The sequence below is a fragment of the Microbacterium rhizophilum genome, assembly GCF_039605615.1.
GTDB classification, from domain to species: Bacteria; Actinomycetota; Actinomycetes; order Actinomycetales; family Microbacteriaceae; genus Microbacterium; species Microbacterium rhizophilus.
Genome location: NZ_JBCNUN010000001.1, coordinates 410,766 through 430,011, shown reverse-complemented (window position 1 = coordinate 430,011; position 19,246 = coordinate 410,766). Strand labels below are relative to the sequence as shown.

16 protein-coding genes and 2 tRNA genes are annotated in these 19,246 nt (G+C 71.3%); 14 read left to right on the top strand and 4 right to left on the bottom strand.

The window, feature by feature from the left end; genetic code table 11:
• Nucleotides 1-218 precede the first annotated feature (218 nt).
• From AAD528_RS02155 to AAD528_RS02130, 6 genes are read left to right on the top strand one after another with little or no spacing between them, the layout of a single operon-like run.
• Nucleotides 219-1,403 (top strand): ferrochelatase, encoded by a 1,185-nt coding sequence (locus AAD528_RS02155; protein ID WP_375339577.1) that lies wholly within the window; start codon nucleotides 219-221, stop codon nucleotides 1,401-1,403.
• 32 nt (nucleotides 1,404-1,435) lie between these two features.
• The gene (locus AAD528_RS02150) at nucleotides 1,436-1,951 is read left to right on the top strand and encodes a ribose-5-phosphate isomerase (RefSeq protein ID WP_345750382.1); all 516 of its coding nucleotides are present in this window, start codon (nucleotides 1,436-1,438) and stop codon (nucleotides 1,949-1,951) included.
• Nucleotides 1,951-2,979: an Fpg/Nei family DNA glycosylase gene (locus AAD528_RS02145; protein ID WP_345750381.1), complete on the top strand. Its 1,029-nt coding sequence runs from the start codon at nucleotides 1,951-1,953 to the stop codon at nucleotides 2,977-2,979. Before AAD528_RS02150 ends, AAD528_RS02145 begins: the two co-directional genes overlap by 1 nt.
• Nucleotides 2,958-3,521, top strand: coding sequence for a GNAT family N-acetyltransferase (locus AAD528_RS02140; RefSeq protein ID WP_345750380.1), 564 nt, complete (start codon nucleotides 2,958-2,960; stop codon nucleotides 3,519-3,521). The genes AAD528_RS02145 and AAD528_RS02140 overlap by 22 nt, the downstream gene beginning before the upstream one ends.
• 20 nt (nucleotides 3,522-3,541) lie before the next feature.
• Nucleotides 3,542-4,195, top strand: a complete 654-nt coding sequence (locus AAD528_RS02135; RefSeq protein WP_345750379.1) for an FMN-binding negative transcriptional regulator — start codon at nucleotides 3,542-3,544, stop codon at nucleotides 4,193-4,195.
• On the top strand, nucleotides 4,192-5,709 hold the full coding sequence (locus AAD528_RS02130; protein WP_345750378.1) for an amidohydrolase: 1,518 nt from the start codon (nucleotides 4,192-4,194) through the stop codon (nucleotides 5,707-5,709). Before AAD528_RS02135 ends, AAD528_RS02130 begins: the two co-directional genes overlap by 4 nt.
• A gap of 78 nt (nucleotides 5,710-5,787) precedes the next feature.
• Here AAD528_RS02130 and AAD528_RS02125 read toward each other — a convergent pair whose 3' ends face one another.
• The gene (locus AAD528_RS02125; RefSeq protein ID WP_345750377.1) at nucleotides 5,788-6,270 is read right to left on the bottom strand and encodes a Dps family protein; all 483 of its coding nucleotides are present in this window, start codon (nucleotides 6,268-6,270) and stop codon (nucleotides 5,788-5,790) included.
• A gap of 190 nt (nucleotides 6,271-6,460) precedes the next feature.
• Between AAD528_RS02125 and AAD528_RS02120 the strand changes: the two genes are divergently transcribed.
• The 5 genes from AAD528_RS02120 to AAD528_RS02100 all read left to right on the top strand — a co-directional run bounded on the left by AAD528_RS02120 (nucleotide 6,461) and on the right by AAD528_RS02100 (nucleotide 10,072).
• On the top strand, nucleotides 6,461-7,015 hold the full coding sequence (locus AAD528_RS02120; protein ID WP_345750376.1) for a gamma carbonic anhydrase family protein: 555 nt from the start codon (nucleotides 6,461-6,463) through the stop codon (nucleotides 7,013-7,015).
• A gap of 95 nt (nucleotides 7,016-7,110) precedes the next feature.
• Nucleotides 7,111-7,184: transfer RNA gene (locus tag AAD528_RS02115), tRNA-Gly, on the top strand.
• Between the two features lie 693 nt (nucleotides 7,185-7,877).
• Nucleotides 7,878-7,951 (top strand) — tRNA-Pro (locus AAD528_RS02110).
• Between the two features lie 75 nt (nucleotides 7,952-8,026).
• A complete protein-coding gene (gene tig, locus AAD528_RS02105; protein ID WP_345750375.1) occupies nucleotides 8,027-9,508 on the top strand; it encodes a trigger factor in 1,482 nt (493 codons plus the stop codon).
• Nucleotides 9,509-9,580: 72 nt separating this feature from the next.
• The gene (locus AAD528_RS02100) at nucleotides 9,581-10,072 is read left to right on the top strand and encodes a tetratricopeptide repeat protein (RefSeq protein WP_345750374.1); all 492 of its coding nucleotides are present in this window, start codon (nucleotides 9,581-9,583) and stop codon (nucleotides 10,070-10,072) included.
• 20 nt (nucleotides 10,073-10,092) lie between these two features.
• Here AAD528_RS02100 and treZ read toward each other — a convergent pair whose 3' ends face one another.
• From treZ to glgX, 3 genes are read right to left on the bottom strand one after another with little or no spacing between them, the layout of a single operon-like run.
• Nucleotides 10,093-11,793 carry a malto-oligosyltrehalose trehalohydrolase gene (gene treZ, locus AAD528_RS02095; RefSeq protein WP_345750373.1) on the bottom strand — a complete coding sequence of 567 codons (1,701 nt, stop codon included), beginning with the start codon at nucleotides 11,791-11,793 and terminating at the stop codon, nucleotides 10,093-10,095.
• On the bottom strand, nucleotides 11,793-14,111 hold the full coding sequence (gene treY / locus AAD528_RS02090; RefSeq protein WP_345750372.1) for a malto-oligosyltrehalose synthase: 2,319 nt from the start codon (nucleotides 14,109-14,111) through the stop codon (nucleotides 11,793-11,795). The genes treZ and treY overlap by 1 nt, the downstream gene beginning before the upstream one ends.
• Nucleotides 14,108-16,282 (bottom strand): glycogen debranching protein GlgX, encoded by a 2,175-nt coding sequence (gene glgX, locus AAD528_RS02085; RefSeq protein ID WP_345750371.1) that lies wholly within the window; start codon nucleotides 16,280-16,282, stop codon nucleotides 14,108-14,110. The genes treY and glgX overlap by 4 nt, the downstream gene beginning before the upstream one ends.
• 210 nt (nucleotides 16,283-16,492) lie before the next feature.
• Between glgX and AAD528_RS02080 the strand changes: the two genes are divergently transcribed.
• From AAD528_RS02080 to clpX, 3 genes are all read left to right on the top strand, one after another.
• The gene (locus AAD528_RS02080) at nucleotides 16,493-17,086 is read left to right on the top strand and encodes an ATP-dependent Clp protease proteolytic subunit (RefSeq protein ID WP_345750370.1); all 594 of its coding nucleotides are present in this window, start codon (nucleotides 16,493-16,495) and stop codon (nucleotides 17,084-17,086) included.
• Between the two features lie 38 nt (nucleotides 17,087-17,124).
• Nucleotides 17,125-17,793, top strand: coding sequence for an ATP-dependent Clp protease proteolytic subunit (locus AAD528_RS02075; RefSeq protein ID WP_345750369.1), 669 nt, complete (start codon nucleotides 17,125-17,127; stop codon nucleotides 17,791-17,793).
• 166 nt (nucleotides 17,794-17,959) lie between these two features.
• Nucleotides 17,960-19,231, top strand: coding sequence for an ATP-dependent Clp protease ATP-binding subunit ClpX (clpX, locus tag AAD528_RS02070; protein WP_345750368.1), 1,272 nt, complete (start codon nucleotides 17,960-17,962; stop codon nucleotides 19,229-19,231).
• Nucleotides 19,232-19,246: the final 15 nt, after the last annotated feature.

Genomic DNA, 19,246 nt, shown 5'->3' with positions numbered 1-19,246 from the left:
GAGCTCCCGTGGGGGTGAGGATCGGGGGTCCGCGCGGCAGGTGTGACGCCGGCGGCAACTCGACAAGACTACGTCGTCGCGCGGCGAGGCTCGTGGGTCCGCATGGGCGGGACCCGTCGGGGTGGCATCGCGACTTCTACAGAGGTGCGAAAATAGAGGACGTGAACGAGCAGCGCGACGAGAACCAGACTTCCGGATCGACCCCCGCCACCGCCACCATCGAGCAGCGCGGGCCGCTGTTCGCGTCGGCAGCCGCGGCCTCCGGCGAGAAGTTCATCGAGGCGCCGGTCGCGTACGACGCGATCCTGCTGGCGAGCTTCGGCGGCCCCGAGGGCCAGGATGACGTGATCCCGTTCCTGCGCAACGTCACGCGCGGGCGCGGCATCCCCGACGAGCGCCTCGAGGAGGTCGCGACCCACTACCGCCACTTCGGCGGCGTCAGCCCGATCAACGAGCAGAACCGCGCGCTCAAGGCCGCGCTCGAGGCCGAGATCGGGCGCCGTGGCCTGGACCTGCCGATCTACTGGGGCAACCGCAACTGGGACCCCTTCCTCGAGGACGCCGTGCGCGCGGCGCACGCGGACGGCCACCGCACGCTGCTCGCGATCGCCACGAGCGCCTACAGCTCGTACTCGAGCGACCGCCAGTACCGCGAGGACTTCGCGCGCGTGCTGATCGACACCGGGCTCGGTGAGGGGGATGACCCCGTCACGATCGACAAGGTGCGGCTGTTCTTCGACCACCCCGGCTTCGTCGAGCCGTTCTACGAGGGCGTGCGCGTCGCGGTCGCCGGATTCCTCGCGGACGGCATCGAGGCGCCCGCCATCCGCGTGCTGTTCTCGACGCACAGCATCCCGACGTCGGACGCCGAGCGCTCCGGCCCGCGCGACGTCGACTGGGGCGAGGGCGGCGCCTACGCCGCCCAGCACCGCGCGGTCGCGGAGCACCTCATGGCCCGCCTCGCCCAGGAGCTGCCCGAGGCCGCCGCGTCCGACTGGAAGCTCGTCTACCAGTCGCGCTCAGGCCCCGCATCGCAGCCGTGGCTGGAGCCCGACATCAACGACGAGATCGCCGAGCTGCCCGCGCAGGGCGTGAAAGCCGTCGCGATCGTGCCGCTCGGCTTCATCAGCGACCACATGGAGGTGCTCTGGGACCTCGACAACGAGGCCATGGCCTCCGCGGCCGAGGCCGGGCTGGCGTCGGTCCGGACGCAGACGCCGGGCGTGCACCCCGCGTTCGTCGCGGGCCTGATCGACCTCGTGGAGGAGCGGCTGCACGGCACGCCGGCCTCCGCGCGTCCGGCGCTCACGCCGCTCGGCCCGTGGTTCGACGTCTCCCGCCCCGGTGACAGCGAGAACGTCCGCCTCGGCTTCCGGCCCGCGGCCGCGGGCATCCTGCCCTGATCGCGCCCGCGCCGATCAATAGGATCGTCAGCATGCGCATCCACATCGCGACCGACCACGCCGGCCTCGAGTTCTCCACCCAGCTCCAGCACCACCTCGCGGAGCAGGGGCACGAGGTGGTCGACCACGGGCCGATCGAGTACGACCCGGTCGACGACTACCCGGCGTTCTGCATCCGCGCCGCGCAGGCGGTCGTGGCGGACCAGGCCGCGGGTGTCGCCGCGCTCGGCATCGTGTTCGGCGGCTCCGGCAACGGCGAGCAGATCGCCGCGAACAAGGTCCGGGGCGCGCGCGCCGCGCTCGTGTGGAACACCGCCACGGCCGAACTCGCGCGGGAGCACAACGACGCCAACGTGATCGCGATCGGCGCACGCCAGCACCCGTTCGAGGACGTCGTGCGCTTCATCGACCGGTTCATCGAGACGCCGTTCTCGGGCGACGAGCGCCACGCGCGCCGCATCGCGCAGGTCGCCGCGTACGAGACGGACGGATCGCTGCTGCCGGATCCGCGTCAGGGGGATGTCGGCTCCTCCGACGGGCGCGCCTGATGCCCGAGGGCCACTCCGTCCATCGCATCGCGCGCCAGTTCGCCCGCAACTTCGTCGGCCGCCCTGTGCGGGCGTCGAGCCCGCAGGGCCGGTTCGCCGCCGGCGCCGCGCAGCTCAGCGGCCGCACGCCCACCCGCGCGCACGCCGTGGGCAAGCAGATGTTCCTCGAGTTCGACGAGGAGCTCTGGCTGCGCGTCCACCTCGGCCTCTACGGTGCGTGGGACTTCGCCGGCGAGATCCTCGTGGACCCGACGATCGCCTCGGCGAACGGGCGCATGGGCCAGACGAACCAGCGCGGCACGGACCTCGCCACGCAGGGCGAGACGCCGGTCTTCGACGACGCGGGCGAGAACTCGCTGAGCTCGATCGGCGCGCCGCGGAAGACCCGCGTGCACGTGCGGATGTCCGAGCAGACCAGGGGGCTGGACGAGTCCGACGGCCTCGAGGCGCCGGATGCGCAGTGGCCGCCGCCCGTGATCGGCCAGGTGCGGCTGCGCCTCATGACGGAGGTCACGTGCGCCGACCTGCGCGGACCCACCGCGTGCGCGGTCGAGACACCCGAGCAGGTCGCCGCCGTGATCGCGCGCCTCGGCCCGGATCCGCTCGTCGGCGACCCGGTGGAGAACGAGGAGCGCTTCGTCGCCGCGGTGCGCCGGCGGAACGTCGCGATCGGGCAGCTGCTCATGGACCAGTCGGTGGTCAGCGGCATCGGCAACGTCTACCGCGCCGAGATGCTGTTCCGCGCGAACCTGGATCCGCACACGCCGGGCCGGGCGATCCCCGAGGAGGTCGTGCGCGGCATGTGGCGCGACTGGGTCGACCTGCTGCGGATCGGCGTCGAGACGGGGCAGATGATGACCATGGACGGGCTCGAAGGCGACGCCTGGCGCAGGGCCATGGCGCACCGCGACGACCGCCACTGGGTGTACCACCGCGCGGGCCTGCCGTGCCGCGTGTGCGGTACCGAGATCGTGCTCGAGGAGATGCAGGCGCGCAAGCTCTACTGGTGCCCGAATTGCCAGCGCTGAGCGAGCCCGTCTACGCGGGCGACCTCGTCCTGTCGCCGGTCGCGCGCGACGATCTGCCGGAGATCCACCGGCTGCACGCGGATCCGGCCTCCTGGCGCCATCTGCCGTCCGGCCGGCACCGCACGCTGCTGCGCACCCGCGAGATGATCGAGCACTACATCGAGGACTGGCGCCACGGCGTCGGGTACTGGACCGCGCGCCTGCGCACCTCCGGCGACTACGTCGGCATCGGCGGCTGCCGCCTGCGCGAGGACACGGCCTGGAACATCTACTACCGCATCGACCCGGTGCACCAGGGCCGCGGCTTCGCGACCGAGATCGCGCGCGCCGGCATGGGCGCCGCGACCCACGTCGATCCGGACATCCCGATCTCGGCGATCCTGCTCGAGCACAACCTCGCCTCGAAGGCCGTCGCCGAGAAGCTCGGCCTGCGCCTCGTCTGGCGCGGCCCCGATGAGGGGAATCCGGATCCGGCCGCCGTGCGGCTGATCTACGCGGATCGCGAGGTCACGGCCGAGCAGCTCGACGTGCTGCGCGGCTGACCCGCCGTACGATCGGATCCATGCGCCAGAACCCGAGCTTCGCGTTCACCGACGTGACCGAGCTGCGCCGCCTGATCGACCGGAACCCGTGGGTCACGCTCGTCAGCGCGACGCCCGAGGGGCTCACGGCCTCCCACTACGCCGTGCTCCTGGACGAGGAGCGCGACGACCTCACCATCGTGGGCCATGTCGGACGCCCCGACGACGCGATCCACGGGCTGGGGCAGCGCGAGCTGCTCGTCGTGGTGCAGGGGCCGCACGGCTACGTCTCGCCGAGCTGGTACGGCGACGGCCCGGCCGTGCCGACCTGGAACTTCGTCTCGGCGCACCTCACGGGCGTGCCGGAGATCCTGACCGCGGAGGAGAACCTCGCCGTACTCGACCGACTGGTCGCGCGATTCGAGGCGCGCCTGCCGGATCCGCGGATGATGTGGGAGCGCCCGAACGACGCCGACTTCGTGACGAAGCTCGAGCGCGGCACGGTCGGCTTCCGCCTCACGCCGACGAAGGTCACGGCCAAGCGCAAGCTGAGTCAGAACCGGCCGGACGACGTGGTCGAGACCATCATCGCCGAGCTGTCCGGCGACGGCCCGTTCGGCAACCCGGCCCTCGCGGCCGAGATGCGCCGCTCCCAGGACGCCCGCGCCGCGGCGCGCGCCGGGGGAGCCGGATGACCGCGCGCGGATCGCGGATCGACGTCATCGCGGATGTCCGGATCACGGGGGAGGGGCGCGAGCTGCTGCCGTTCGCCGGCGTCGACGACGCCGCGCTCTACGACGTGATCCTCGCGGACGGCCTGATCGCCGACATCGCGCCGGCCCGCGCGCTGCCGCGCCGTGGGGAGGTGCTCGACGGCGGCGGCGCGTGGCTGATCCCGGGGCTCTGGGATCACCACGTGCACGCGCTGCAGTGGGCGCTCGGCGTCGAGCGCGCCTCGGTGCGCGAGGCCGCCTCCGCCGCGGAGGCCGCCGCGCTGGCCGCGCACGCCCCGGTGCGCTCCGACGGCCGGCGCATCGCCGTGGAGATGCGCGACGCGCTCTGGCCCGAGCCGGCGACCGTGGAGCCGCTGGACGCCGCCACCGGCGACGTGCCGACGTACGTGCTGAACCTCGACCTGCACTCCGTATGGCTCAACTCGGCCGCGCTGCGCCGCGAGGGCATCGCGCCCGACGAGAGCGGCCTGGTGCGCGAGGAGGCGGCGTTCGCGATCGCCCGGATCCTGAACGACGTGCCCGCCGCGGATGCCGACGCCGCGGTCGCCCGGGCCGGCCGCGCCGCGGCGGCGCGGGGCGTCGTCGGCATGGTGGATCTCGACATGACGTGGAACGAGGAGACCTGGCGGCGCCGCATCGCGGGCGGCTTCGACAGCCTGCGCGTCGACTTCGGGATCTACCCGCAGCACCTGGACCGCGCGATCGCGCTGGGCCTGCGGTCGGGCGATCCGCTCCGGGATGCGGGCACCGACCTGGTGCGCGTCGGCCCGCTGAAGGTCATCACCGACGGCTCGCTCGGCACCCGCACGGCCGCGTGCTCGCACGGCTACGGAGACGATCCGCACAACCGCGGCCTGCTCACGGTCGCGCCGGACGAGCTCGCCTCGTTGATGACCGCGGCGACGGGCGCAGGCATCGGCTGTGCGATCCACGCCATCGGCGACGTGGCCGGCTCCCACGCGCTCGACGCGTTCGCGACCACGGGCGCCGTCGGCCGCATCGAGCACGCGCAGCTGATGCGCCACGCCGACCTCGCCCGCTTCGCCCGCCTCGGGGTGGGCGCGAGCGTGCAGCCCGAGCACGCGATCGACGACCGCGACCTCGCGGACGAGCTGTGGGCGTCGCAGACCGCGCTGGCCTTCCCGCTGCGATCGCTCCGCGACGCGGGAGCGAACCTGCTGCTCGGCTCGGACGCCCCCGTCGCGCCCCTCGACCCGTGGGTCACGATGGCGGCGGCGGTGTTCCGCACGCACGGGGCCCGGGCGCCGTGGCGGGCGGAGGAGAGGCTCGACGCCGAGACGGCGCTGGCGGCGTCCACCTACGGCGGCTCGCTCGAGGGATCGCGGATCGAGCCGGGCGCCCTGGCCGACCTGGCCCTGGTGGCGGACGACCCGCTCGGGGTGACGGAGCCGGAGCTCCGCACGATGGCGGTCCACGCGACCCTGATCGGCGGGCGCCTCACGCACGTCGCGTAGCGCGGCCCCGAGACACGACTTCCCTGGACGCGACGAAGGCCCCGGCGCGAGCCGGGGCCTTCGGTCGAAGCGCGCCGATCACTCCGCGATGTGCGCCACGAGGAACCAGCGGTCCTTCTCGAGGCCGGCCTTGATGCCGATCGCCACGTCCTGGCTGGTGAGGTCGATCTCGTCGAGGCCCTCGATCGCGGCGTCGAGGTCGGTGATCACCTTGTCGATGTCGGCCACGACCGCGCGGATCGTGTCGGTCGACTGCGAGAAGCCGGCCGCGACGGTGGTCTCGTTCGCCTTCGCGACCGCCTCGAGGCGGGCGTCGATCGGCAGGCCCAGGGCGACGATGCGCTCGGCGGCCTCGTCCGCCCAGCCGCCCGCGTGCTCGACCAGCGTGTCGAGGAACTCGTGCACGCCGATGAAGTTGGCGCCGCGCACGTGCCAGTGCGCCTGCTTGCCGTTGACGGTCAGAGCCTGCAGACCCAGGACGACGGGCGAGAGGAACTGCGAGGCGCCGGCGGCGACGGTCGGGTCGGCGGCGGTGGTGGCGACGGTCTGGTTGCTGCTCATATCGATCCTCCGAAGTTTTTCGGCCCGACACGCGTCGTGATCGTGCCGTTCAGTGAGTACAACGCTACTCACCTGCCGGCATTCCGCAAGCAAGACAAGGCTGGGCTAAATCGTCGCTCATCTGGGAAAAGCAAGGCCAGGCAAACCTCACCACGCGGATCGGGGCTTGACACCGCCTAGAGTCGGCGTCATGCCGATCTCGCCCCGTGCCTCGATCCTTCCGCTGACCTCCTCGACGGGGGAGGAGGACCTCCCGGCGATCCACCCCGACGCGTTCGTCGCGGACGGCGCGCGGCTGGTCGGATCCGTCGCCCTCGGCGAGGGGACGAGCGTCTGGTACAACGCGGTCGTGCGCGGCGACATGGCCCCGATCTCGATCGGCCCGTTCAGCAACATCCAGGACAACGTCTCGGTGCACGTCGATGCGTCCCACCCCGTCGAGATCGGCGAGTACGTGTCGGTCGGGCACAACGCCGTGGTGCATGGCTGTGTGATCGGCGACGGCGCGCTGATCGGGATGGGCAGCGTCGTCCTGTCGGGAGCGGTCGTCGGCGCGGGCTCGCTCGTGGCCGGCGGGGCGGTCGTGCTCGAGGGCACCGAGATCCCGCCGCGCTCGCTCGTCGCGGGCGTGCCCGCCAAGGTGCGGCGCGAGCTGACCGACGACGAGGTGGAGGGCCTGCGCGGCAACGCCGAGCGGTATCTCGCGATCGCCGAGCGCCACGGCGCCGGCCTCGCGGCCGGCTGACGCGTCAGCCCGCGACCTCGGCTCCCGCGTCGGGAGAGGGGCGCGGAGTCGGCTAGACTCGAACGCGCTGCTCGATCCGGCTCGGATCGCGTCGCGGGGATGTAGCTCAATGGTAGAGCCTCAGTCTTCCAAACTGATTACGCGGGTTCGATTCCCGTCATCCCCTCCAATGGAGAGTAGGGCAAGGTCGGTCGTTATCGATCGCTTGGCTACATTCCCGGCTACATACCCCTCGCAGATGCTCCACGATGTGCATATCAGCGAGCGGTTCGCGGCTACGATTCCTGCCGAACTTCGCGCCGAAGCGGTGCGCGACGGCGTCACGCTGGACGTCTTGTAGAGCGGGCGGGCCTGAGTAGGCCCAGCGTGCAGCGCTACCTCAACGGCAATCCCGGATCCGGACGACCTCGTTCCTCGACTTGCGCGCCCCCCTCAGGTTGACGCCGCCCCCGCGCGGTACTCAGTGCGTTGACGCAGGCGCCGAACCTGTGCGTGTAGCCACGGCTACATATCGTGGTGTGCGAGGGTTCCCGGCGAAGTGCTTAATGCTGACCAAACCGCGGAAAATCAACTTCAAGCAGGGCTGAAGGCGGTGTCCACGCGGGTTCGATTCCCGTCATCCCCTCCACTGACTCACCCGCTTCGCGTCGCCAGGGGCCCGGACTTCACCAGGATCCCGGATGAAATCGCGCGGCGCGATCCGGGATCCTGGCGATCTCCGGGATCCTGGCGCCACACCTCCGGGGCCTCCGGGAACGGGCTGTCCGGATGACCGGAGCGAGGCTGACAGGCCGTGAGAGGCCGGTTGGGCATCGTCGGCTAGACTTCACGGGGTCGTTTCGTGTCCCCGGCGGGGACTCCCCGGGGCGTAGCTCAGCTTGGTAGAGCGCCCGCTTTGGGAGCGGGAGGCCGCAGGTTCAAATCCTGTCGCCCCGACGATCGGCCCACCCAGACCTACGATCCCGTCGCGCGGCCTGCGCGCGGGAGGAGTCACGAGGAGAACGAACCCCTATGGTCACCAGCACCGTCGAGAAGCTCAGCCCCACCCGGGTGAAGCTGCACATCACGGTCAGCCCCGAGGAGCTCAAGCCGAGCATCCAGCACGCGTACGAGCACATCGCGCAGGACGTGCAGGTCCCTGGCTTCCGCAAGGGCAAGGTTCCCGCTCCGATCATCGACCAGCGTGTCGGCCGCGGCGCCGTCATGGAGCACGCCGTGAACGAGGGCCTCGACACGTTCTTCCGCGCCGCGGTCGCCGAGCACGACGTCAAGATGCTCGGCCGCCCGGCGGCCGACATCGTCGAGTGGCCGAACGAGAAGGACTTCTCGGGCGACCTGATCGTCGACGTCGAGGTCGACGTGCGCCCCGAGTTCGAGATCCCGGACTACGAGAGCCTGACGATCACGGTCGACGCGGCCGAGGTCGAGGACGCTGCCCTGGACGAGGAGCTCGACCGCCTGCGCGCCCGCTTCGGCACGCTGAGCCCCGTCGACCGTCCCGCCGCCAAGGGCGACTTCGTCGAGCTCGACATGGTCGCCACGATCGACGGCGCCGAGATCGACCGCGCCGAGGGCGTCTCGTACGAGGTCGGCTCGGGCGAGCTGCTCCCTGGCATCGACGAGGCCATCGATTCGCTGACCGCGGGCGAGGACACCACGTTCCGCTCGACGCTGGTCGGCGGCGACCACGCCGGCGAGGAGGCCGAGGTCTCCGTGTCGGTCAAGGCCGTCAAGGAGCGCGAGCTTCCCGAGGCCGACGACGACTTCGCCCAGATGGCCAGCGAGTTCGACACGATCGCCGAGCTGCGCGACAGCCTGCGCGAGCAGGTCGAGTCGCGCGGCGCCTTCTCGCAGGGCTCGGCCGCGCGCGACAAGCTCATCGAGACCCTGCTCGAGAAGGTCGAGATCCCCGTCCCCGCGCAGCTGATCGAGGACGAGGTGCACAGCCACCTCGAGGGCGAGAACCGCCTCGAGGACGACGTGCACCGCGCCGAGGTCGCCGAGGCCAGCGAGAAGCAGTTCCGCACGCAGATGCTGCTCGACGCGATCGCCGAGAAGCTCGAGGTGCAGGTCTCGCAGGACGAGTTCACGCAGTACCTGATCCAGATGTCGGGCCAGTACGGCATGGCGCCGCAGCAGTTCATCGAGGCGCTGCAGCAGGGCAACCAGCTGCAGGCCGTGATCGGCGACGTCGCCCGCAACAAGGCGCTCGCGATCGTCCTGGGCAAGGTCGAGGTCGTCGACAGCAACGGCAAGGCCGTCGACCTGTCGGGCTTCGCCGCGACCGACGACGACACCGAGGCCGAGGAGGCCCCCGAGACGTCGACCGAGGAGGCCCCGGCCGCCGAGGAGAAGCCCAAGAAGTCGCGCGCCAAGAAGGCCGCCCCGGCCGAGGCGGCTCCCGCCGAGGCGGCTCCCGCCGAGGAGGCCGCCGCCGAGGAGAAGCCGAAGCGCACGCGCAAGAAGAAGACCGAGGAGCCGGCGGCCGAGTGATCGCCCGCTGACCTCGAAGGGGGACGGATGCCGCGTGCATCCGTCCCCCTTCTCGTTCACGGAAGGATGTCGATGGGAACCTCGTTCGATGACTGGCAGCACCGGATCGACGCGGTCTGGCAGGATCGCGCGCTGAGCGATGAGGACCGGATCACGCGGATCGACGCCCTGGCCGCGGAGCTCGGTGCGGACCACCCCGTCGCGCTGTTCGAGCGCGCGGGGGCACGCGACAGCGCCGGGCGCGAGGCGGAGGCCGAGCCGCTGTACCGCCGCGCGATCGAGCGCGGGCTCGACGACGGCCGCCGCGCCCGCGCGACGATCCAGCTCGCGAGCACGATCCGGAACCTCGGCAAGGTGGACGAGGCGCTCGCGCTGCTCGAGGCGGAGCGGGCCCGTGGCTCGGCGGACCTGCGGGACGAGCTCGCCGCGTTCACGGCGCTGACGCTCGTGTCGGCGGGCGATCCGGTCCGGGCGGTGTCGCTCGCGCTCACGGCACTCGCGCCGCACCTGACGCACTACTCGCGGTCGGTCGCGGGCTACGCGGCGGAGCTCGCCAAGGGATGAGCCTCCCCGGTTCGGTGCGGTCAGGGCCGGATGATCGCGCCCGCGCGCGGCGGGATGCCGTCGGCCTCCGCGCCGAGCGGCTTCGTGGCGAACAGCACCTCGCGGGGCGGATCGATCGCCAGCGGCACGTCGCCGAGGTTCACGACGATCTCGAGTGCGCCGCGGCGGATCCGGATCCACGTGGGGTCCTCGCCGAAGGTCGCGGAGAGCCGGTCGAAGCGCGGGTCGGTCAGCTCGGGCTCCCGGCGGCGCAGCGCGATCAGCTCGCGGTGCACCGCGAGCAGGCGCGCGTGGCGGCCCGCGGTGGGCTCGTCCCAGTCGAGTTTCGAGCGGCGGAACGTCTCGGGATCCTGCGGATCCGGCACGACCGCGGGATCCCAGCCCATGCGCTCGAACTCCGCGATGCGCCCCTCGGCGGTCGCCCTGCCCAGCTCCGGCTCCGGGTGGGCGGTGAAGAACTGCCACGGGGTGGACGCGCCCCACTCCTCGCCCATGAACAGCATCGGCGTGAACGGCCCCGCCAGCGCGAGCAGGGCCGCGACCGCGAGCAGGTCCTCGTCCAGCGTCTGCGACAGCCGGTCGCCCGTGGCGCGGTTGCCGATCTGGTCGTGATCCTGTGCGTAGGCGACGAGACGCCACGTGGGCGTCTCGGGCGGGATCGGGAAGCCGTGGTCGCGGCCGCGGAACGACGAGAACGTGCCGTCGTGGAAGAACCCGCGCGTGGCGGCCTTGGCGAGCGCCTCGATGGGCTCGAAGTCCGCGTAGTAGCCGGCGGTCTCGCCGGTGAGCGCGACGTGCACGGCGTGGTGGTAGTCGTCGCTCCACTGGGCGTGCAGCCCGTATCCGCCGGCCTCCCGCGGCGTGATCAGCTTCGGGTCGTTCAGGTCCGACTCGGCGATGAGCGTCAGCGGTCGGCGCAGGTGCGCGCTCAGCGCATCCACGCGCTCGGCCATCTCCTGCAGCACGTGCTTCGGCGAGTCGTCGACCAGGGCGTGCACGGCGTCCAGGCGCAGCCCGTCGACGTGGAAGTCGCGCAGCCACATCAGGGCGTTCTCGAGGATGTACTCGCGCACCTCGGGACGGGAGAGGTCGAGCGAGGAGCCCCACGTGTTCGCGCTGGCGTCCTGCAGGTACGGCGCGTACATCGGGAGGTAGTTGCCGCTCGGGCCGAGGTGGTTGTAGACGACGTCCTGGACGACGCCGAGCCTCGCCGCGTGGCACGCGTCGACGAACCGCTGATAGGCCTCGGGACCGCCGTAGGTCTCGTCCACGGCGTACCAGAGCACGCCGTCGTAGCCCCAGTTCCAGGCGCCGTTGAACGAGTTCACCGGCAGCACCTCGACGAGGTCGATGCCCAGCTCGACGAGGTGCGGCAGCCGCGCGATCGCGGCGTCCAGCGTGCCCTCGGGCGTGAACGTGCCGATGTGCATCTCGTAGATCACGGAACCCGCCAGCTGGCGTCCGGTCCATCCGGTGTCCGTCCACGCGAACGCGAGGTCGTGCACCTGGCTGAGGTCGTGGACGCCGTCGGGCTGGCGCAGCGACCGCGGATCCGGCACCGGATCGGCGCGGTCGTCCAGCAGATACCCGTAGCGCTGGCCCGGGCGCGGCATGGCCTCGGCCCGCCACCAGCCCGCGTCGTCGCGGGTCATCTCGTGCGTCTCGCCGTCCAGCAGCAGCCGCACCGACGCGGGTCGCGGCGCCCAGACCTCGAAGCCCATCAGCCGTCCTCCCTCAGCAGCAGCGCGACGGGGTAGCGTCCCAGGACCTCCGTGAGCGGCAGCGCGTCGCCGGAGACCGCGTCGCCCGTGATCGCGTCGACGTACCGGCCCGCGGGCACCATGACGCGCGTGTCGCGCCAGCCGCCCGCCCGCTCGAGGCCGAGCGGCAGGCGCGTGGCGATCGCGATCGCGCCGCCGCGGTCGAAGGCGACGGCATGGGCCGCGGTGGCGCCGACGACGTCCAGACCGGCGTAGCGCGTGAAAAGCTCGGGCCGATCCCGGCGGGCCCGAAGCGCGCGCGTCGTGACGAGCAGCTTGGCCGCGGCGGTCTCATCCAGCTCCGGCAGCTCGCCGCCGTCGATGCGCGCGAGCACCGCCCGCCGTTCGTCGTAGTCGACCGGCAGCCGATTGTCCGGATCCACCAGCGACCGGTTCCAGAGCTCGGAGCCCTGGTACACGTCAGGCACGCCGGGAGCGGCCAGCTGCAGCAGCTTGGCCGACAGTGAGTTCGCCCATCCGGCCGCCCGCACGAACCCGACGCACTCTTCGACCACGGCGTGGGCGACGTCGTCGTCGAAGGCCGCGTCGACCAGGGCGTGCAGCGCGCGCTCGAACTCCTCGTCGGGCTCGGTCCACGTCGTCCGGGTGCCGGCCTCGCGCGCGGCCTTCTCGGCGTATGCGTGCGCGCGCTCGCGCGACAGCGGCCACGCGCCGATGAGCGACGCCCACAGCAGCGCCTCGAACGGGCCGTCGCCGAGCGGCGCGCGCGACCGCAGCGTGCGCAGCGTGCTGCGCCACAGGGCCGGCACCTCCGCGAGCGCGTCGATCCGCGCGCGCGTGTCCTCGCCGCGCTTCGTGTCGTGCGTGGACAGGGTGGTCATCGACGTCGGCCACGACGCGTGCCGCAGCGCCTGCCGGCGGTGGAACTCCGCGACGTCGACCGCGAACTCCGACGGATCCCCGCCCACCTCGTTGAGCGACACCAGGCGGCCGTGGCGGTAGAACGCCGTGTCCTCGACGCCCTTCGCCATGACCGCTCCGGACGTCTGCTGGAAGCGGATGGCCGCGGGATGATCCGGATCGGACAGACGGGGGAGCAGCCGCTCGATCGCGCCCGCGAGATCCCTTCGGCGGGTCTTCGCCTGCGCGGCGGCCTCGTGCAGGTGCTCGAGCCCGGCGGGCAGGTACGAGCGGTACACGGGAAAGCACGCGAGCAGCTCGGCCAGCGCGTCCTCGGCGCCCTCGACGTCGGGGACGAGGCGCGAGAGCCGGCGCACCTCGGCCCGCAGCAGCCCGTCCGCGATCGCGCGCTTGCCGTCGTGCACCATGCGCGGCCAGTCGGCGCCTCCGGGCTGCGGCGAGTCGGCGCGCAGCTCGGCCTCGAGCTCGTCCAGCGCGGTCTGCGCGGCGGGGTCGACCAGCACGCGGTCGATGTCTCCGAGCGCGTCGTAGCCCGTCGTGCCGGCCGTGACCCAGTGCGAGGGGAGCGGCTCGCCGGGCTCGAGGATCTTCTCCACGAGCACGTACGCGCCGTCCGTGGCGTCCGCGAGCCGCGCGAGATAGCCGCCCGGATCCGTCAGGCCGTCCGGATGGTCGATGCGCAGCCCGTCGACGAGCCCCTCGCGCAGCCACCGCAGGATCTCGGCGTGGCTGTCGTCGAAGATCCGCGGATCCTCCACGCGCACGGCGGCGAGGCTCGACACCGCGAAGAACCGGCGGTAGTTGAGCTCGCCGTCGCCCCGGCGCCAGCTGATCAGCTCGTAGTGCTGCCGTGCGTGCACGACGCCCGGGGACGCGCCGTCGTCCGCGGTCCCCGGCGCGATCGGGAACGCGTGCTCGTAGTAGCGCAGCGTGCCGTCCTCGATCCGCAGGCCGAGGTCCGTCAGGCCCGCGTCCTCGTCGCCGAGCACCGGGATCCGGATCCGTCCGCCGCCCGCGTCCCAGTCGATGTCGAACGCGTCGGCGTGCCGCGAGGCGCGGCCGTGGGTCAGCACGTCCCACCACCAGGGATTCAGGCGCGGCGTGGCGATGCCGACGTGGTTCGGCACGATGTCGGCGAGCACGCCGAGCCCCGCCGCTCGCGCGGCGGCCGAGAACCGCGCGAGCCCCGCGGCGCCGCCGCGATCCGGATCCACGCGGGAGTGGTCGACGACGTCGTAGCCGTGGTTGGATCCGGGCTCGCTCGCGAGCAGCGGCGAGAGGTACACCGTGTCCACGCCGAGCGCGGCGAGGTAGTCAACCAGGGCGGCGGCCGCGTCCAGGTCGAACTCGCGCCGGATCTGCAGTCGGTACGTCGTGCGGGGCACGCGCCCGGTCATGACGTCCCGCCCGCACCGAGCGCGCGCCGCACCGAGGCCGCGGGCGACCACTCCGCCTCCGGGTCCTGCTCCTGCCATTCGCGCAGCACCAGGATGGACCGCGCCGCCACGGACGTGGTGGAGCCCGCCTCGCGCGGCGTCAGGTCGCGTCCGTCCGCGGTGTTCAGGACGATCTCCCACGCGCCGGCGAACTCCTCCTCGGGCAGCGTGAAGTCCACGGGCTCGCTGTGCGCGTTGAAGAACAGCAGGAAGTTCCGGTCGACGATGCGCTCGCCCCGGGAACCGCGTTCCCGGATCCCCTGGCCGTTCAGGAACACGCCCAGCGTGCGCGCATAGCTCGTCTGCCAGTCGCCGTCGTCCATGGGAGTGCCGTCGGGCGTGAGCCACACGATGTCGGGCAGCGGGTCGCCCTCGCCGCGCCGCACCGTCAGGCCGTCGAAGAACACCCAGCGCCGGAAGGTCGGATGATCGCGCCGCAGGCGCGACACCCGCGCGGTGAACTCGATCAGCGGCTCGTCCGCCTCGTCCCAGTGGATCCACGTGAGAGGGGAGTCCTGCGCATAGCCGTTGTTGTTCCCCTGCTGGGTGCGGCCGAGCTCGTCGCCGTGCAGCAGCATCGGGACGCCCTGCGACAGCACCAGCGTCGTGATCAGGTTGCGCTGCTGCCGGGCGCGCAGCTCCAGGATCTCCGGATCGTCGGTCGGACCCTCGACGCCGAGGTTGTAGGAGCGGTTGTGCGACTCCCCGTCTCGTCCGTCCTCGCCGTTGGCGTCGTTGTGCTTCTCGTTGTACGACACGAGGTCGCGCAGGGTGAAGCCGTCGTGCGCGGTGACGAAGTTGATCGAGGCGAACGGTCGCCGTGCCGAGTTCTCGTACAGATCGGCGGACCCGGTGAAGCGCGAGGCGAACTCACCCAGGGTGGCGGGCTCGCCGCGCCAGAAGTCGCGCACGGTGTCGCGGAACTTGCCGTTCCACTCCGTCCACTGCGGCGGGAAGTTGCCCACCTGGTAGCCGCCGGGGCCGACGTCCCACGGCTCGGCGATCAGCTTCACCTGCGAGACCACCGGATCCTGCTGCACGAGCTCGAAGAAGCTCGACAGCCGGTCGACCTCGTAGAACTCGCGGGCCAGCGCGGCGGCGAGGTCGAAGCGGAATCCGTCGACGTGCATCTCTGTCACCCAGTACCGCAGCGAGTCCATGATGAGCTGCAGCGCGTGCGGGTTGCGGACGTTGAGGGTGTTGCCGGTGCCCGTGTAGTCCATGTAGTACTGCTCGTCGTCCTCGACCAGCCGGTAGTACGCGGCGTTGTCGATGCCCTTGAACGACAGGGTGGGACCCAGGTGGTTGCCCTCCGCGGTGTGGTTGTAGACCACGTCCAGGATGACCTCGATCCCGGCGGCGTGCATCGCGCGCACCATGGCCTTGAACTCCTGCACCTGCTCGCCGCGGTCGCCGCTCGAGGAGTACTCGTTGTGCGGCGCGAGGAAGCCGAGCGTGTTGTAGCCCCAGTAGTTGCGCAGGCCCTTCTCGAGCAGCACGGAGTCCTGCACGAACTGGTGCACGGGCATGAGCTCGATCGCCGTCACGCCGAGGCGCTTGAGGTGGGCGATGACCGCGGGGTGCGCGACGCCGGCGTACGTGCCGCGCTGCGCCTCGGGGATGTCCGGATGCAGCTCGGTGAGGCCCTTCACGTGCGCCTCGTAGATCAGGGTGCGGCTGTAGGGGATGCCCGGACGGCGGTCGCCGCGCCAGTCGAAGTACGGGTTGATCACGACGGAGCGCATGGTGTGCGCCGCGGAATCGTCCTCGTTGCGCACGTCGGGATCGTCGAAGTCGTGATCGAACAGCGACGGATCCCAGTCGATCGCGCCCGACAGGGCCTTCGCGTACGGATCGACGAGCAGCTTGCTCGGATCGCAGCGCTGGCCCGTCGCGGGATCGAACGCGCCGTGCACCCGGTAGCCGTACTGCTGCCCGGGACCGACATCGGGAAGGTATGCGTGCCACACGTTCGCGTCGACCTCGATGACGTCCACGCGCGTCTCCGCGCCGGCGTCGTCGAACAGGCACAGCTCGACCTTGTCGGCGACCTCGCTGAAGAGCGCGAAGTTGGTGCCGTCGCCGTCGTACGTCGCGCCGAGGGGGTAGGGCCGTCCTGGCCACGTCTCCATGTGATCCTGCCGTTCTCGATGGGGAGCCGGGACAGCTCGCTGAGGCGACGCTAACCCGCGGGGGGCGCGGCCGGAAAGGGCTTGCCAACCCCGGGACACCCCGGTTAAGGCGCGCGGCGCGGCGCGCACGTATGCCCACGGCGAACACGCGCCGGGGCCCCGATACCCCGCGGGTAGGGTCATATCGACGCCGCACCGAATGGAGTGAGAATGCCCGAACCGCTGATGGCACAGAGTGCCTTCGACCGGCTGCTGAAGGACCGCATCATCTGGCTTGGCTCGGAGGTGCGCGACGACAACGCGAACGAGATCTGCGCCAAGATCCTGCTGCTCGCCGCCGAGGACTCCGAGAAGGACATCTACCTCTACATCAACTCGCCCGGCGGCTCGATCACGGCCGGCATGGCGATCTACGACACCATGCAGTTCGTGCCGAACGACATCGTCACGGTCGGCATCGGCATGGCCGCCTCGATGGGCCAGCTGCTGCTGACGAGCGGCACCAAGGGCAAGCGCTACATCACGCCGAACGCCCGCGTGCTGCTGCACCAGCCGCACGGCGGCTTCGGCGGCACCTCGAGCGACATCCAGACCCAGGCGCAGCTCATCCTCGACATGAAGCGCCGCCTCGCCGAGATCACCGCGGCGCAGACCGGAAAGTCCGTCGAGCAGATCAACGAGGACGGCGACCGCGACCGCTGGTTCTCGGCCGACGAGGCCCTCGAGTACGGCTTCGTCGACCACATCCGCGAGCACGCGGCCGACGTCGCCGGCGGCGGCGGCACCGACCGGTCCGCCAACTGAGCGCCGAGCAGCTGAGCACAGAGAAGGACGTATCGAAGATGCACACCCCCTACACCGGCGCCGCCTCGCCCCAGGGCCTGCAGATGCCCGGCAGCCGCTACATCCTGCCCCAGTTCGAGGAGCGCACGGCCTACGGCTACAAGCGCCAGGACCCGTACAACAAGCTGTTCGAGGACCGCGTGATCTTCCTCGGCGTGCAGGTCGACGACGCGTCGGCCGACGACGTGATGGCGCAGCTGCTGGTGCTCGAGAGCCAGGACCCGGACCGCGACATCATCATGTACATCAACTCGCCCGGCGGCTCGTTCACGGCCATGACGGCGATCTACGACACGATGCAGTACATCTCGCCCCAGATCCAGACGGTCGTGCTGGGTCAGGCGGCCTCGGCCGCCGCGGTGCTGCTGGCCGCCGGTGCGCCCGGTAAGCGCCTCGCGCTGCCGAACGCGCGCGTGCTGATCCACCAGCCCGCCGTCGGCGAGGCGGGCCACGGCCAGGCGTCGGACATCGAGATCCAGGCGGCCGAGATCCTGCGCATGCGCACGTGGCTCGAGGAGACGCTGGCGAGGCACTCCAACCGCACGGTCGAGCAGGTGAACAAGGACATCGACCGCGACAAGATCCTGAGCGGTCCCGAGGCCGTGGAGTACGGCCTGGTCGACCAGGTGCTGACCACGCGCAAGCGCCAGCCGGCGATCTCGAAGTAGGCCGCGAGACGGTCGGATGCCCCGGGCCCGCGCCCGGGGCATCCGTCGTCTGTCGGGACCACCGTGACCGGACCGACACGCGATTCGGCGTGTGCCGCCGTCCCGGTGTCCGTGGCAGAGGTTAGGCTCATGGGGACTCGAACGGAAAGGTCCGAGGAGGACACGCATGGCACGTATCGGTGAGAGCGCCGACCTCTTCAAGTGCTCCTTCTGCGGCAAGAGCCAGAAGCAGGTGCAGCAGCTGATCGCCGGCCCCGGCGTGTACATCTGCGACGAGTGCGTCGAACTCTGCAACGAGATCATCGAGGAGCGGATGGCCGAGTCGGCCGGATCCGGCGAGGTCGCCGAGTTCGACCTGCCGAAGCCGCGCGAGATCTTCTCCTTCCTCGAGGAGTACGTCGTCGGCCAGGAGCCCGCCAAGCGCGCCCTCGCGGTCGCGGTCTACAACCACTACAAGCGCGTGCGCGCCCGCGGCGAGCTCAAGCCCGCCGACCAGAAGGCCGAGGACGTCGAGGTCGCCAAGAGCAACATCCTGATGCTCGGGCCGACCGGCTGCGGCAAGACCTACCTCGCCCAGACGCTCGCGAAGCGGCTCAACGTGCCGTTCGCCGTCGCGGACGCCACGGCCCTGACCGAGGCGGGCTACGTCGGCGAGGACGTCGAGAACATCCTGCTCAAGCTGCTGCAGGCGGCCGACTTCGACGTCAAGCGGGCCGAGACCGGCATCATCTACATCGACGAGATCGACAAGATCGCGCGCAAGGCCGAGAACCCGTCGATCACGCGCGACGTGTCGGGCGAGGGCGTGCAGCAGGCGCTGCTGAAGATCCTCGAGGGCACGGTGGCGTCGGTGCCGCCGCAGGGCGGGCGCAAGCACCCGCACCAGGAGTTCATCCAGATCGACACGACGAACGTGCTGTTCATCGTCGCCGGGGCGTTCGCGGGGCTGGAGGACATCATCTCCGCCCGCGTCGGCAAGCACGGCGTCGGCTTCGGCGCCCCGCTGCACGACAAGAACGACGACAGCGCGCTGTTCGGCGAGGTGCTGCCGGAGGACCTGCACAAGTTCGGCCTGATCCCCGAGTTCATCGGCCGCCTGCCCGTCGTGGCGTCGGTGCAGCCGCTCGACCAGGACGCGCTCATGGAGATCCTGACCACCCCGCGCAATGCGCTCGTGAAGCAGTATCAGCGCATGTTCGAGCTCGACGGCGTGCAGCTCGAGTTCGACGACGAGGCGCTGCGCGAGATCGCGGATCTCGCGGTGGAGCGCAAGACCGGGGCGCGCGGCCTCCGCGCGATCCTCGAGGACGTGCTGGGCCCGATCATGTTCGACATCCCCTCGACCGAGGACGTCGCCAAGGTCGTCGTGACCCGCGCCTCCGTCGTCGACGGCGCCGAACCCACATTCGTCCTGGCGCAGAAGAAGAAGTCGGCCTAGGCGCCGCCGGGCGGC

Coding starts and splice junctions, on each gene's coding strand:
- AAD528_RS02150 (WP_345750382.1), top strand. CDS start 1,436: ATGCGCATCCACATCGCGACCGACCACGCCGGCCTCGAGTTCTCCACC.
- treZ (WP_345750373.1), bottom strand. CDS start 11,793: ATGGGCTTCGAGGTCTGGGCGCCGCGACCCGCGTCGGTGCGGCTGCTG.
- tig (WP_345750375.1), top strand. CDS start 8,027: ATGGTCACCAGCACCGTCGAGAAGCTCAGCCCCACCCGGGTGAAGCTG.
- clpX (WP_345750368.1), top strand. CDS start 17,960: ATGGCACGTATCGGTGAGAGCGCCGACCTCTTCAAGTGCTCCTTCTGC.
- AAD528_RS02135 (WP_345750379.1), top strand. CDS start 3,542: ATGCGCCAGAACCCGAGCTTCGCGTTCACCGACGTGACCGAGCTGCGC.
- AAD528_RS02100 (WP_345750374.1), top strand. CDS start 9,581: ATGGGAACCTCGTTCGATGACTGGCAGCACCGGATCGACGCGGTCTGG.
- glgX (WP_345750371.1), bottom strand. CDS start 16,282: ATGGAGACGTGGCCAGGACGGCCCTACCCCCTCGGCGCGACGTACGAC.
- AAD528_RS02075 (WP_345750369.1), top strand. CDS start 17,125: ATGCACACCCCCTACACCGGCGCCGCCTCGCCCCAGGGCCTGCAGATG.
- AAD528_RS02080 (WP_345750370.1), top strand. CDS start 16,493: ATGCCCGAACCGCTGATGGCACAGAGTGCCTTCGACCGGCTGCTGAAG.
- AAD528_RS02130 (WP_345750378.1), top strand. CDS start 4,192: ATGACCGCGCGCGGATCGCGGATCGACGTCATCGCGGATGTCCGGATC.
- AAD528_RS02120 (WP_345750376.1), top strand. CDS start 6,461: ATGCCGATCTCGCCCCGTGCCTCGATCCTTCCGCTGACCTCCTCGACG.
- AAD528_RS02145 (WP_345750381.1), top strand. CDS start 1,951: ATGCCCGAGGGCCACTCCGTCCATCGCATCGCGCGCCAGTTCGCCCGC.
- AAD528_RS02125 (WP_345750377.1), bottom strand. CDS start 6,270: ATGAGCAGCAACCAGACCGTCGCCACCACCGCCGCCGACCCGACCGTC.
- treY (WP_345750372.1), bottom strand. CDS start 14,111: ATGACCGGGCGCGTGCCCCGCACGACGTACCGACTGCAGATCCGGCGC.